Annotated in this window: 12 protein-coding genes; 8 read left to right on the top strand and 4 right to left on the bottom strand. The window is 48.4% G+C overall.

The annotated features are described in order from the left end of the window. From E1B03_RS20320 to E1B03_RS20300, 5 genes are read left to right on the top strand one after another with little or no spacing between them, the layout of a single operon-like run. Window positions 1–990, top strand: a complete 990-nt coding sequence (locus E1B03_RS20320) for a glycosyltransferase family 2 protein (RefSeq protein ID WP_103769254.1) — start codon at window positions 1–3, stop codon at window positions 988–990. Window positions 991–1004: 14 nt separating this feature from the next. Further along, window positions 1005–2216, top strand: a complete 1212-nt coding sequence (locus E1B03_RS20315; RefSeq protein ID WP_103769255.1) for a glycosyltransferase family 4 protein — start codon at window positions 1005–1007, stop codon at window positions 2214–2216. Between the two features lies 1 nt (window position 2217). Beyond that, on the top strand, window positions 2218–3330 hold the full coding sequence (locus E1B03_RS20310) for a glycosyltransferase family 4 protein (RefSeq protein WP_133086811.1): 1113 nt from the start codon (window positions 2218–2220) through the stop codon (window positions 3328–3330). A gap of 2 nt (window positions 3331–3332) precedes the next feature. Then, entirely contained in the window at window positions 3333–3740 is a 408-nt protein-coding gene (locus E1B03_RS20305) for a hypothetical protein (RefSeq protein ID WP_103769257.1), read from the top strand. 31 nt (window positions 3741–3771) lie between these two features. Further along, a complete protein-coding gene (locus E1B03_RS20300; RefSeq protein WP_133086810.1) occupies window positions 3772–5163 on the top strand; it encodes a DUF4832 domain-containing protein in 1392 nt (463 codons plus the stop codon). Between the two features lie 45 nt (window positions 5164–5208). Here E1B03_RS20300 and galE read toward each other — a convergent pair whose 3' ends face one another. The 3 genes from galE to E1B03_RS20285 form a co-directional block, all read right to left on the bottom strand. After that, entirely contained in the window at window positions 5209–6225 is a 1017-nt protein-coding gene (gene galE / locus E1B03_RS20295; RefSeq protein ID WP_133086809.1) for a UDP-glucose 4-epimerase GalE, read from the bottom strand. Window positions 6226–6286: 61 nt separating this feature from the next. Further along, window positions 6287–7225 (bottom strand): glucosamine inositolphosphorylceramide transferase family protein, encoded by a 939-nt coding sequence (locus E1B03_RS20290; protein WP_133086808.1) that lies wholly within the window; start codon window positions 7223–7225, stop codon window positions 6287–6289. Between the two features lie 252 nt (window positions 7226–7477). Further along, window positions 7478–8113 carry a carbonic anhydrase gene (locus tag E1B03_RS20285; protein WP_103769261.1) on the bottom strand — a complete coding sequence of 212 codons (636 nt, stop codon included), beginning with the start codon at window positions 8111–8113 and terminating at the stop codon, window positions 7478–7480. A 326-nt stretch (window positions 8114–8439) separates the two neighbouring features. Between E1B03_RS20285 and E1B03_RS20280 the strand changes: the two genes are divergently transcribed. Beyond that, window positions 8440–8940, top strand: coding sequence for an anti-virulence regulator CigR family protein (locus tag E1B03_RS20280; RefSeq protein WP_133086807.1), 501 nt, complete (start codon window positions 8440–8442; stop codon window positions 8938–8940). A gap of 80 nt (window positions 8941–9020) precedes the next feature. Here E1B03_RS20280 and E1B03_RS20275 read toward each other — a convergent pair whose 3' ends face one another. Further along, window positions 9021–10769, bottom strand: a complete 1749-nt coding sequence (locus E1B03_RS20275) for a sigma-54 interaction domain-containing protein (RefSeq protein ID WP_103769263.1) — start codon at window positions 10767–10769, stop codon at window positions 9021–9023. A 381-nt stretch (window positions 10770–11150) separates the two neighbouring features. Here E1B03_RS20275 and dpaL point away from each other — a divergent pair, with 381 nt between their 5' ends. Together dpaL and E1B03_RS20265 are read left to right on the top strand one after the other, a co-directional pair. After that, on the top strand, window positions 11151–12365 hold the full coding sequence (dpaL, locus tag E1B03_RS20270) for a diaminopropionate ammonia-lyase (protein WP_133087247.1): 1215 nt from the start codon (window positions 11151–11153) through the stop codon (window positions 12363–12365). Window positions 12366–12397: 32 nt separating this feature from the next. Then, window positions 12398–13582, top strand: a complete 1185-nt coding sequence (locus tag E1B03_RS20265; RefSeq protein ID WP_133086806.1) for a YgeY family selenium metabolism-linked hydrolase — start codon at window positions 12398–12400, stop codon at window positions 13580–13582. Window positions 13583–13639 lie beyond the last annotated feature (57 nt).

Here is a 13639-nt window from a genome sequence, read left to right as displayed (position 1 = left end):
ATGGACCAAAAACCGTTTATTTCAGTGAGTATTAAAACACTCAATGAATCTGAATGTATTGAGAAAACGATCGACAGCATTCGTCGACAGCTTGTTGATTATCCTCATAAAATTATAGTGGCTGATAGCCTGTCAACGGATAACACCCAACAGCTTGCGATCGATAAAGGGGCTACCGTGGTGTCCTTAACTAACCCAGACGATCGCTGTTGCGGCGTCGGGCATCAGTTGGGTTATCTGTATAGTGAAGGCGAATATTTGTTGCTGATGGACGGCGACATGGAGCTGGAAGAGGGCTTTGTGGATCAGGCCGTCGCGTTTTTGCAGGCTGAACCGGAATATGCAGGCGTCGCGGGAACCGTTGAAATGGACGATGCCGTTAACTATGAATTTAAATCGCGCAAGCAGCGCATTAATAAAATCTATCCGCTCGGGGATAGCGACCATTTAGGCGGTGGCGGGTTATATCGCCGATCTGCGATTGATAAAATTGGTTACCTTACCAACCGTAATTTGCACGCTTACGAGGAAGCCGAACTGGGTCTGCGTTTGCTTGATGCGGGTTATAAATTGCGTCGTCTGAATATTCCGTACTTTATTCATACTTCGCATACCATGCCGACCTTTCAAATGCTCAAGCACCGCTGGAAAAGCGGATACTATCAGGCTCCGGGCGAGCTTTTACGTTGTGCCTGGGGAAAACCTTATTTCGGCAAGGCGTTAAAAATGGTTAAGAATGAGGCGATTTTTTCTGTTTATCTGATTGCCTTGTTTATTGCGGCGGTGACCTTCAATCTCGAACTTTTCGACATTGCATTTTTGCCGTTGCTGGCGTTTATTGTCCTGAAAACCGTGCAGAATCGATCGTTATTGAACGGATTGCAGAGCGTAATGAACCTGGCCGTGCTTTCTGCCGGGCTTGTTAAGGGGCTGACTAAACCAGTACGCGATCCGTTGACTCCGCCTGACAGCAAAATCATTCATGAATAACTAAGGCTGGCGCAATGAAAGTTTTATTAGTGAATAAGTTTTTTTTCATTAAAGGCGGCGCGGAAACGGTTTATTTTCAAGAGCGCGATATGCTGAAACAGGCTGGAGTGCAGGTTATTGATTTCTCAATGCAGCATGAGAAAAATTTCCCTTCAGATTATGCGGATTATTTTGTCAGTAACGTGGACTACCACAAAGAAAGTAACTTGCTGGGCGGACTCAAAACGGCGGTTAACTTTATTCATAATTCGCAGGCCTGCAAAAAGATGCTGGCACTACTACAAAAAGAACGCCCGGATATCGTCCACTTTCATAACATTTACCATCAGTTAACGCCGGCGTTGATTAAAGTTGCGCGTAATTTTGGCTGCAAAACGGTATTGACCGCGCATGACTACAAGATAGTCTGTCCCGCCTATTCGATGCTGCGTGACGGTAAAGTGTGTGATTCTTGTATCACCGGGACGGTTTTCAATGCCTTCAGATATCGTTGCCAGGAAGGCTCAGCCGCAAAAAGCCTGCTGCTCTCTTTAGAGGCGACCTGGCAATATATTGCGCAAAATTACCAGGCGCTGGATGTCATCGTTTCGCCGAGCGCTTTTTTACGCGGCGTATTGCTGCGCACCCTGCCGAATTCGCGTATTGATGTCATCGTCAATGGTGTTGATGACACCCGTCCTCTGGATGAATCAAGCGATGAGGGCTATATGCTGTATTTCGGTCGCCTGAGCCGTGAAAAGGGGGTGGCAACGCTGTTGGCGGCGCATGAGAAAATGCACAACAACGCGCCGCTGAAAATTGTCGGACATGGCCCGCTGCATGATGAGTTAGTAGCCAAATACCCGAATGTTGAGTTTTTAGGTTATGTGCAACAAGGAGACGCTCTCGACAAGCTTATTAAGCATGCGCGGGCGGTGATTCTTCCCTCTGAATGTTATGAAAACTGCTCTATGGCGATTTTAGAGGCGATGTCATTGGGCAAGCCGGTTATCGGCTCGCGCATCGGCGGCATCCCGGAACAAATCCGTGACGGTATCGAAGGGATTTTATTCGAACCGGGCAATATTCAAGAGCTGGCAAACGCGATGGACACACTTGTTGATTCGCCAGAGAAAGCGCGGGTCATGGGCTTACATGGGCGTGCGCGGTTGAGTGAAAAGTATGCTCTGAGTAAACATATGGATACCCTACAGGCGCTCTATAAAGAACTGCTGAACAGGCCATAGTATGAGTAAAAAAATAACGGTTTTTGGTACCCGTGGTATTCCCGATGTGCTGGGCGGCGTGGAGACACACTGTCAGAATCTTTATCCTGCGATTAAGCAGCAGTTCGACGTGGATATATGCGTGATTGCTCGCTCGCCGTATGTAAATTACAAACGGTCAATATATAAGAAAGTCGAAACCTACGCGCTGTGGGCACCCAAAAAGCGTTCGCTGGAAGCTATTGTCCATTCCGTTTTGGCGGCATTTAGGACATGTATCGACCATTCGGATATTGTGCATGTCCATGCTATCGGACCAGGCCTTGTGATCCCATTATTACGCGTGTTAGGGAAGAAGGTAGTTTTCACCCACCATGGACCTGATTACGATCGTCAGAAATGGGGGTTCGTTGCCAAAAAAATATTGCTGCTGGGCGAGCGTTGGGCGGTGAGATATGCCAACGAAGTGATTGTGATTTCTGACGTTATTAATCAACTTATCCAGAAAAAACACGCTCGCTATGATGCGCATTTAATTCACAATGGCGTGAACGAGCCGCGGTTGTTATCTGACTCGACCATCGTCAATACGCTTTCCCGCTTTGGACTACAGCCGAAAAACTATCTTGTGGTGGTTGGGCGATTTGTGGAAGAAAAAGGGATGCATGATGCCATCGCCGCCTATCAGCGTAGCGGTTTGACCATGCCGTTAGTGTTGATAGGCGATGCGGATCATCCGACCGAATACAGCATTCGTCTCAAGAAACTGGCTGCCGACACGCCAGGCGTCGTGATGACCGGTTTTTTACGCGGCGATGAGCTGCAGGCGGTATTTTCGCAGGCCAGGCTGTTTGTCATGCCTTCATACCATGAAGGATTGCCTATTGCGCTGCTGGAGGCGATGTCATTTTCTCTTCCTGCCGTCGTCAGTGATATTCCGGCTAACCTAGAAGTTCAACTGCCCGCCGAGGCCTATTTTAAGGTGGGGGATGTGACCGGTCTGGCCGAAAAATTAGCCCAGGGGGCGACAGCAAATAGCGTGGACTATGGTGTATATTTGCAAAATTACAATTGGCATGAAATCGCCAAAAAGACGGTTAACGTCTACCACTCAATTGATAAAGATATAGGTTAATTTTGACCAGTCCTCAAAATCGTCCTCCCGTCATCGAACGATTTTATGCTCATCTTGATGAGTCGATTGCGCAGGGGTTGACCGCTGAACAAAAAGAAGGGGTGGAAAATGCTGTCCTGGCATCGACCCTGGCTTCGCGGCATCAGATCGATATTCGCCGAAGCTTTCCCTTTTTCAGTAAGCGGTATTATCTGGTTTTTTTGTTTGGCCGGGATTTACGTCGCCAGCATCGCCAGGAATCGACCCTGTCGAGAATGTTGCTCACTTTTTTGTTGCTGATAGCTGTGCTGTTTGTCACCTGCTGCGTATTGCTGACGCTGTATATGATCAAATCTGCTTTAGGTATTGATGTGTTCCAAAATTTTCACGTGGGTATCTGGGACTGGTGGTTAAGCCTGAAAGACCGCTAGCGTTAACACACCTGTGGAGGGCGTCACTGCGATGAAGTGTAAATGGGTTTCTGCGCTGTTGTTGCTGTCCTTTCCGTTGACGGTCATGTCTGCATTAACGACCGTAACCCCTAAAGCCGTGACTGGCCCGCTGACCAATCCGGGGATTGGTGTAGCAAGTTTTCATCAGGGATACGGTGAAACCCTGGGGCTTGCCGATTACCCCAACACCGGATTTGAATACGAGCGATTTTACTGGCGAGACCTGGAACCCGTTGAAGGTCAGTATAATTTTGCGCTGGTGGATGATGCCTTCAAATACGCGGCGGCGCATCGTCCTGCGATGAATGTTGGACTGCGGTTTATGGTGCTTGCCGACCCTGGGGATGGCACAAAAATTCCCGACTGGCTGATTAAAAAGGGCGTGAAAGGCACCTGGACAACTGATAAAAAAACTTTTGTCCCGAATTTAGACGACCCACTGTTTATTGAATACAGCCAGCGTCTGCTCAACGCATTGGGTAAACGTTACGACGGTAATGAGAATCTCGCTTTTGTGGATATCGGCATGGTGGGCTCCTGGGGAGAGTGGCATAACAGCAATTTCCCCGATCTGCAGGCACTCCTCGAGCACTACACCACGGCGCAGTTGGACCGCTACGTCGCCATGCATTTTTCTGCTTTTCCGCTGACGCCAAAAGTCATGTTGATAAGCGGTGGGCAAAGCCTGGCGAATGCGGTGGCGCGAGGGGCTGGATGGCGGGCGGATTGCTGGGGAGACCTGCGCGTATTTTCAGACTCCTGGAGCCATATGGCTGATGATTACCCGCAGCGATTACTGGCAGCACAGCAGAGTTATTCCGGGTTTAATGATGCCTGGAAACGTGCGCCGGTCAGTCTGGAGATCTGCTCTTATATGCAGGACTGGAAGAATTCCTTTCATTACACGCGTGCAGAAGTACAGGGGATTTTTGACTGGGCGGTCAAGCAGCACGCCAGTACCATCAACCTGAAATCGAGAGCGATACCCAGCGATTACCGGCCGATTGTCGACGATGCGCTGACCAAACTGGGCTATCGGTTTCGCTTAGCGTCTTTGAGCCATGAGGCTGCGTGGGATAGTGGACCTACGCTGACACTGAACAGCACCTGGTATAACGAGGGGAACGCACCGATTTACCGGCCTTACGCGCTGGCATTTCGCGTGGTAGATAGTGCTAATAAGGTCGTTGCGCAGGGGAAAGCGGCGGATGATATAAGACGCTGGCTCCCCGGAAATTATCAGGTCAGCTATGCGTTGCCTATGCCGGGACGGCTGGCGAAAGGGCAATACGCGATTGAGGTCGCAATGCTGGATAAATCCGGTACACCGAGAATTAACTTCGCCAATGAAGGGAGGCAGACCAGCGGCTGGTATCGCGTATCAGCGATAACGGCACGCTAGCCATACTCAGCAGCGTGCCTGAAAGTTTGGTTCGCGGCTGAGATATCAGATGCTATAACCATTCGGGTTATTTTTTTGCCAGTTCCAGGTATCACGCATCATTTCATCAAGAGTGTAGACGGCCTTCCAGCCTAACTCTTTGTACGCCAGCGACGGATCGGACCAGCATTCGGCAATGTCGCCGGGTCTTCTGTTAACAAACTGATAGTTAATTTTGGTCTGTGCTGCTTTCTCAAACGCCTCAATCAGATTAATTACGGAATAACCAACTCCGGTGCCGAGATTAATTACCTTGTAGGCAGCACCTTTGTTCTGACAATCCAGCGCGGCCAGATGCCCGGTAGCCAAATCCATAACATGAATATAATCACGCACGCCGGTACCGTCGGGAGTGGGGTAGTCATTACCGTACACCGACACGGTTTCCAGCTTGCCAATCGCAACCTGGGAGATGTACGGAACCAGGTTATTGGGGATACCGTTAGGATCTTCACCAATCCGACCCGAAGGATGGGCGCCGACCGGGTTGAAATAGCGCAGGCAGGTAATACGGAAATCAGGCTGCGCGCGTGAGAAGTCGGCCAGAATCTGCTCGACCATTAATTTAGAGGTACCGTACGGGTTGGTGGTTCCGCCCGTGCGCGAGTGCTCGCTTAGCGGCACGCTTTGCGGATCACCATAAACTGTGGCCGATGAGCTAAAAATGAAACGATTAACGCCTGCGGCCTGCATCTCATCCAGTAATACCAGCGTTCCGGTGACGTTGTTTTGATAGTAGGCGAGAGGCTCATTTATCGACTCTGAAACCGATTTGAGCCCAGCAAAATGAATGACATCGGTGATGTTATGGTCGGCAAAAATGATTTTTAATGCTTGTCTGTCGAGAACATCGGCGATATAGACAGTCGGTACTCTTCCGGTGAGTTCCGCGACCCTGTCCAGCGAGGTTCTGCTGGCGTTAGACAGATTATCGATGACAACGACATCATCGCCTCTTTCCAGTAGCGTTAAAACAGTATGTGAACCAATATAACCTGCACCACCAGTGACAAGAATTGCCATACAGACTCCAGATAAATTCTATGAAACGGAATTGATTCATGCCACTACCGTAGAGAATGTGCTATTGGTAACGTCTGGTAAGGAAATAGTTGCGATACCTCATCATGCACTTATAAGATATTTTTTTAAGTATAGATAAAAAACTGAACTTGTATATTTTTGTATCGTAAACAATATAGTTATTAGAGAAGTTCAGCGTATGGACACCGTCACTGTGGTTAATCGAGGCGTTGATTTTTTCGATCAGGCTTTCATCGAAAATAGCGTTGTTTAGCTTATTTAGTTCTTTGATATATATGGATTTTCCATAAACTTCAGGCGTGCATTCTTGGGTGAGGAAGTATATTTTGTTATTAGCCAGATAAGGGGTGCCTGCTCCCCTATGGTGGTGATTGCTTACCTTCAATGAAGGGGTGATCCGCTGCCATTGCCCATAAATATGATCTGCCGAATGAATAACTATTTCGTTATCCATTGTGGTGGACAAAAGATAACAGCTTTCATTAAGTGACAAAAAGACGCTGTCTGTTACTTCGGTATCCGATATTAAAACTTTAATTTTCTTCCAGCGTGCAGGAAACTCAACCGACTGAAACAGTATTACCTCTTTTCTTTCTGAAGATTCCGGGATCATGAAAAGCTGATCGTTGATATGAATCAGGAAAGGGAATGACAAGTGACACATTAAGTCATCAAAGCCCTCAAGCCTGACATCATCAAGCTCAACCAGTTCACGATCAAGAACACGACATCGTAGTGTGCCTTTTGAGTTGCGAAAGCTAAAAGCTTCATAAAAAACATACAGTTTGTCGTCTTTTTCAATAATAAAAGGATCGGCTTGAAACGTGTATTTCTTTTTTAACTGCTGCGCAACGGAATTACTCAGTATTTCCAGCGTGTTATCGGGGAATAAGTGTGAGCCATGATCCTTAACAATCATGATATCCCACGACTCATGATAAAATAACATGTTTATTATTCGTTGTAATTTCGCTTGCATTTTCGCCAGCTCCTTTTTATCGCTTGCACCATGATCAGAGTTGAAATCGCTGTGAGAGAATTTTGAAAAAACACTCAAATGAACAGCTGTTTTAAGGCAACAGATATGTGATCTGCTGCAATACTGAATGGATGAGCGAAGGCCGAAGCAAAAACACTAACGGCTATTTAAAAACTAGCTGTGAGTGCGGTTTTTGTCTATAGCACAAAAGGAGGAAAAATTTTCCAGAGCATCCTTGCTCCAGGGAAGACATTACTCGAAATGCACCTGCGGATTTTCAGCAAGAGAAACATAGGTTTTGCTGTTTTTATCCAGGGTACGGATCTCACCGCTTTCGATGTCATACACCCAGCCGTGCAGGCGAAGCGCGTTATTACGCAGTCCAACAGCCACAGAGGGATGCGTTTTAATATTGTTCAACTGCGCGATAACGTTCTCTTCCACCATGGCGTTAACTTTATCGATTGGATTATCCCAGGTTTTCTTCTCGACGACGGCTTTCGCGGCATCAGCATAGTGCAGCCAGTGAGCCACTGCGGGCATCGGATCTAAAGGCTGGCTATCGGCAATCGCTTTCATCGCGCCGCAGTTGGAGTGTCCGCAGATGACGATATCCGTCACGCCAAGTGCGACAACCGCGTATTCAATTGTCGCGGAGACGCCACCCGGTTCCGGTCCGAAAGAAGGTACGATATTACCGGCGTTGCGGATAACAAAAAGCTGCCCTGGCTCTTGCTGAGTAACGAGTTCTGGCACCAGGCGGCTATCGGAGCAGGAGATGAAAAGCGCTTTAGGATTCTGGCTGGATGCCAGGCTGCGAAAGAGTTCCTTACGTTGAGGGAAAATCTCTTTTTGGAAGTTGAGGAAGCCCTCAATGATATGTTGCATAGCAGTGTCTCTTTTCTCTGTTTAAGCAGGTTATGATGAAGATCACACTTTCCAGTTTAACACCAGCCGACAGAAGGGAAAGAATTTCTAGCAGTTCTGCAACATCTTTGGCGAATTTTACCCCACCGTAGTGAGGGCGAAATGTGATACGTGTTGTGTTGTTCTGTGTTAACAGATGGCGGGGTAAACTTCAAATGCGGGTTTTCGCACGCTTACGCCAGGCTAAAAGAGAGCGCTTTTTTGCCAATAAATCGGAGTTATAGCGATAGCCAGTATTCATGCAATATCGTACATTTTTATATGTCTTCACATCTTAAGGAATCATCATGTCCAGGCTCCGTACTTTAGCAATGGCTTTAGTTGCCGTTGCCGCGATGTCGATGTGTGCTACCCCTGTATTGGCTAACCCCGGTAATGGCAACGGAAATGGTAATAGTGGCAACCATGGTAATAGTGGGAATAAGGGAAATAGTGGTCATAGCCAGAAAGGAAATCCGGGCCAAAAAAACAACTCGCAATCAGAACAGCGTAAAAATTATGGTAAGCCGGACCATGTTGATAGTGATATCAGCTATAACGTGGCGAGGCAGTACGCCGTCAGATATGGTTTGACGGGCTATAAGTCGCTGCCTCCGGGCATCGCCAAAAATCTGGCGCGAGGAAAACCGCTTCCTCCGGGGATTGCTAAGAAAAGCGTTCCAACTTCCATGCTGAATCAACTGCCATATTATCCGGGATATGAATGGCAGGTTGTTGGCGACAACCTGGTGTTGATTGCGCTGAGCACGGCGATTGTCACCGCGGTTATTAATGGTGTGTTTGATTAAGTATCTCCGAGCCTGATTTGCTCGGTTTTTACCTACCAGAAGCCCTCCTTGCGCGGGCTTGAACGTTTAGAAGGTGAGTCTCACAAGCCATATAGCTTTATTTTTCGATAAAGCGTGGCAATGCTGATCCCCAGTTCTGATGCTGCCTGTTTTTTGCCCTCCACACTGGAGGCAAATCGCTGGATGGCATTTTCGATAGCGTCCCTTTCTGCTTGTTTTCCTTGATTCGCCAACTGTCGGGGTTGCGCAGTCATCGTTGTTTTTCTGCGATCCGTTGTGGTGAGTAAATAAGGGGGAAGATGGCTGGCATTGATCCCGGCGGCTTCTCCGCGCATTACAAAAATGTATTCGATGACGTTGCGTAATTCACGAATGTTACCCGGCCAGTACCAGGCATACAGGCGGTTAATAACGTCATCGGGCAGTTTTTGCGGCGAACGCTGGTAACTGACTGAAAACTCGTCAGCAAAATATTGTGCGAGGACAGCAATATCAGCCCTTCGTTCGCGCAGGGAAGGAAGCACCAGTGGGACGACATTCAGGCGATAGAAAAGGTCTTCGCGAAACTGATTATTTTCCACCATCGCACTAATATTTTTGTTGGTCGCAGCAATAATACGCACATCAATATTAATTGTGTTATTAGAACCAACGCGCGTGATTGCCTTTTCCTGCAAAACTCTGAGCAGCTTGGCCTGCAGGTGCAGCGGCATATCACCGATCTCATCCAAAAACAGACTACCACCATTGGCCAGTTCAAATTTACCCATTCGTCCTTTGGGATCGGCGCCGCTAAATGCACCGCGCACATAGCCAAACAGTTCGCTTTCCAGTAGTTGCTCGGGGATTGCCGCGCAGTTGATTGTCACGAAAGGAGCCGCTTTACGTGGGCTGTTTTGGTGAATGGCAAATGCTACAACCTCTTTACCCGAGCCGCTTTCCCCTGTGATGAGCACGCTGGCGTAGCTGTTGGCTATTTTTCCAATGGTGCTTCTGAGCTGCTCCATTGAGGAAGAGTGGCCAATCAGCCGCACCTGCGTGTCAGATTCATAAGGGGATGGGGTGAGGGTACTCAGGTAGTCATGCGCATCGCGAAAGATGACCATAGTTAAGCGATCGTTATCCAGCGAGGAGAGCGAAATTTGTTTGCACAGTACATGGTGTTTCTGGCCTTCAAGCGTTAGCCATGCTTCTTCATCACCATACAAACTGTCCCCGGTTGTTTCTATGGTCAGCGGTAATCCCTGAACTTCGCGGTTGAGAATACGGTCGGCCGAATGATTGGCATGCCAGATGAAACCATTGCCATCAATTGCCACAACGCCGCGATCCATCGCATCGATCAAACGCCGAAATGCGCCGAGCGTTTCCTGCGCGCGTAAACGCTCCAGACATTCAAACACCTTACTGGAGATCATCACCGCGATTTGCTCAATAAAAGTGACAAATTTATCAATCTGGCTCAATAACGCGTCACGCTGCGCCTGGGTTGAGCAAATAATCCCGATCACCCCAATGACGCGATTGTTGAGAAAAATTGGCGCGTTCAAGTCCAGCATTTCAGAACAGTAGTGGTGTTTTTCACATAACTGACACAGCGGATGTTCGCCGGGGTTTTTGATTAGCACCGTTTCCCGAACCTGCAAAACGTGGCGGTAAATGTAGCCATTTTTGGCCACGTTTTCATTGAGCATATGTCGGTATTTACCAGTGCCTGCGATGCGCATTAAAGATTCATCGATGATTTCAACGTCCGTACCGGTTATGCCAGAAATAGCGTCGGCATAATTGCATATATCATCCTGAATATTACTGAGTACTGAAATCATGGTCCTTCTCCGGCTATGCGGTGCATTTCTCAAGTAAAATGATAAATATGCGAAGAGATGCAAAAATGATTTGCGAAAAATCAATCTATGGCTCTGTTTTAGAATGTTTTTTGTATTTTATCTTCCGTGATCACACTATTTATCAAATATGAGAATTTATCAAAATGAGGCGATAAACTAGCGTGGTATTATTTTTTAGTGTCAATGTTGTCTGTTGTTTAATTTATTGAAAATGAAGCCTTTATTAAAATATTTATAAGATTTTACTCAATTCGTAAAAAGCTGGTAAGCATTTTGCTCTATTGCCAATACCGATAACGTAAATATCTCTGTATTACATCGACTACAGGGAATGAACTACCAGGACAATGAGGTTTTATGATGCAGGAAAACTTATCATTTTTTATCAACCAGACACCATTTACCGAACATCCGAGCGCACCGCTGGTACCGTTTAGTCGCCAGGAACTGGTAAAAGCGTTGAATTTTCATCGGTCTATTCCGGGCTATGCGCCGACGCCGTTATACAAGCTGCCGGCTCTTGCACAAAAGCTGGGGGTTAAAAATATCTATCTCAAGGATGAGTCTCAGCGTTTTGGCCTGAAAGCCTTCAAAGCCCTGGGTGGCTCCTATGCGATGGCATGCCATATCGCCGAATTAGTCGGCAAGGATATCAGTGAGCTGCCGTTTGACGTGATGACCAGTGAAGAGGTGCGTCGCGATCTCCATACCGTCACGTTTGCCACCACCACCGATGGCAACCACGGGCGTGGCGTAGCATGGATGGCGCGCCAACTGAAGCAAAACGCCGTGGTTTACATGCCGAAAGGCTCTTCACAGCAACGTTTGACCTCTATCCGTAATGAAGGTGCTACCGCTGAAATCGTCGATATGAACTATGACGATGCGGTTCGCATGACTGCAGAACAGGCGGAAAAGCATGGCTGGATTGTGGTGCAGGATACCGCCTGGGAAGGATATGAAAAAATCCCGCAGTGGATTATGCAAGGCTACGGCACGCTGATGCTGGAGGCGATAGATCAACTGCATCAGGTTGCGCCGACGCATATTTTTGTTCAGGCGGGCGTTGGATCGTTTGCCGGAATGGTTCAGGGAATGGTGACGGCAGCCTGGGGTGAAAACCGCCCGAAAGTGATCGTTGCCGAAGCGTTAATTGCCGATTGTCTTTACCGCTCCGCCCGCTCTAAAGAAGGGGATGCGATTGCGGTGGGTGGCGATTTGCAAACTGTGATGGCCGGTCTCGCCTGCGGTGAGGCAAACAGTATCGGCTGGGAACTGCTGCGTGACTATGCCAACGCATTTGCCTCTTGCCCTGATGAAGTTGCAGCGTTGGGCATGCGCATGCTGGGCAATCCGCTGGCGGGCGATCCGCAGATCGTTTCTGGTGAGTCCGGCGCGGTCACTACTGGTCTGCTGGCACTACTGATGACCTTGCCTGAACTGGCGCAAACGCGTGATCAACTGGGGCTGGATGCGCACTCTCGTGTGTTGTTGGTCAGCACCGAGGGGGATACCGACCCGCAACAATATCTGGATATTGTCTGGGGCGGTCAGTACCCGGGCATTAACAACTGATTTCCTGATTGAGAGAAATAACGGAGAAAACCATGTTATCTGCAAACCGTATTGATGAAGTCATTAAAAACTGTCAGGCGTTGATCCAACAAAAAAGTTATTCCGGTCAGGAAGGGGAAGTGGTTAATGCCATAAAAATAATGATGCAGCATTACCAGTTCGATGACATCCACGTTGATAAGTACGGCAACATTGTGGGGGGGATTGTCGGCAATCAGCCAGGGAAAACGCTGGTTCTCGATGGACATATCGATACCGTGCCGGTCAATGAAGAGAAGTGGAGCCGCAACCCGTACGGCGGCGATATCGAAGATGGCAAAATTTATGGCCGCGGTACAACCGACATGAAAGGTGCTGTGGCGGCAATGATTTCCGCCGTGGGTTTTTTCGGCCAGGACAATCAGCGCAATTTCGCCGGCAAAATCTACGTTGCCTGCATCGTGCATGAGGAGTGCTTTGAAGGCATTGCCGCTCGGCTGGTTAGCGAGCGCTATAAGCCGGACTATGTGATCATCGGTGAAGCTTCCGAGTTAAACCTGAAAATTGGTCAGCGTGGTCGCGCTGAAATCGTCGTCGAAACGTTTGGTAAACCTGCGCACTCCGCTAACCCACAGGCAGGTATTAACGCGGTGTACAAAATGGCGCAATTGATCGACAAAATTCGCACGATCGCTCCGCCAACGCATCCGGTATTGGGGCCAGGCATTCTGGAGCTCACCGACATTAAATCCTCACCGTACCCGGGAGCGTCAGTAGTACCGGATTACTGTCGCGCAACCTACGATCGTCGTTTACTGGTGGGTGAAACTAAAGAAAGCGTTATTGCCCCACTGGAAAATGCGCTTGCGGAACTTATCGCCCAGGATCCGCAGTTTAAGGCCCGAGTTTCCTATGCGGTGGGTCAGGAGTCTTGCTATACCGGCGCTACGATTGAGGGTGAGCGTTTCTTCCCTGGATGGGTATATGACGAGTCCGACGAGTTCGTGCAGGCTGCTCTGGCTGGCGTTCGCGAGGCTGGGTTTAATCCAACCATCACACAGTACTCATTTTGCACCAACGGCAGCCATTATGCGGGCGAAGCGGGAATTAAAACTATCGGTTTCGGACCTTCGCGCGAAAACCTGGCCCACACCATTGATGAGTATATTGAGATCGAGCAGTTAACCGGCTCGGCCAGCGGCTATTACAGCATCATCCAGACACTCTATCGCCAATAACAATAAAGATAACCACCTCTTACCTTACAAGCGGCGTCGTGAAGCGACACCGCTATG

This window comes from Citrobacter arsenatis, assembly GCF_004353845.1.
Classification (GTDB): Bacteria; Pseudomonadota; Gammaproteobacteria; order Enterobacterales; family Enterobacteriaceae; genus Citrobacter; species Citrobacter arsenatis.
Note: the sequence above shows the minus strand (reverse complement) of the source record. Positions and strands in the feature narration are given on the sequence as shown.

Coding starts and splice junctions, on each gene's coding strand:
- E1B03_RS20320 (WP_103769254.1), top strand. CDS start 1: ATGGACCAAAAACCGTTTATTTCAGTGAGTATTAAAACACTCAATGAA.
- E1B03_RS20315 (WP_103769255.1), top strand. CDS start 1,005: ATGAAAGTTTTATTAGTGAATAAGTTTTTTTTCATTAAAGGCGGCGCG.
- E1B03_RS20310 (WP_133086811.1), top strand. CDS start 2,218: ATGAGTAAAAAAATAACGGTTTTTGGTACCCGTGGTATTCCCGATGTG.
- E1B03_RS20300 (WP_133086810.1), top strand. CDS start 3,772: ATGAAGTGTAAATGGGTTTCTGCGCTGTTGTTGCTGTCCTTTCCGTTG.
- galE (WP_133086809.1), bottom strand. CDS start 6,225: ATGGCAATTCTTGTCACTGGTGGTGCAGGTTATATTGGTTCACATACT.
- E1B03_RS20290 (WP_133086808.1), bottom strand. CDS start 7,225: ATGCAAGCGAAATTACAACGAATAATAAACATGTTATTTTATCATGAG.
- E1B03_RS20285 (WP_103769261.1), bottom strand. CDS start 8,113: ATGCAACATATCATTGAGGGCTTCCTCAACTTCCAAAAAGAGATTTTC.
- E1B03_RS20280 (WP_133086807.1), top strand. CDS start 8,440: ATGTCCAGGCTCCGTACTTTAGCAATGGCTTTAGTTGCCGTTGCCGCG.
- E1B03_RS20275 (WP_103769263.1), bottom strand. CDS start 10,769: ATGATTTCAGTACTCAGTAATATTCAGGATGATATATGCAATTATGCC.
- dpaL (WP_133087247.1), top strand. CDS start 11,151: ATGCAGGAAAACTTATCATTTTTTATCAACCAGACACCATTTACCGAA.
- E1B03_RS20265 (WP_133086806.1), top strand. CDS start 12,398: ATGTTATCTGCAAACCGTATTGATGAAGTCATTAAAAACTGTCAGGCG.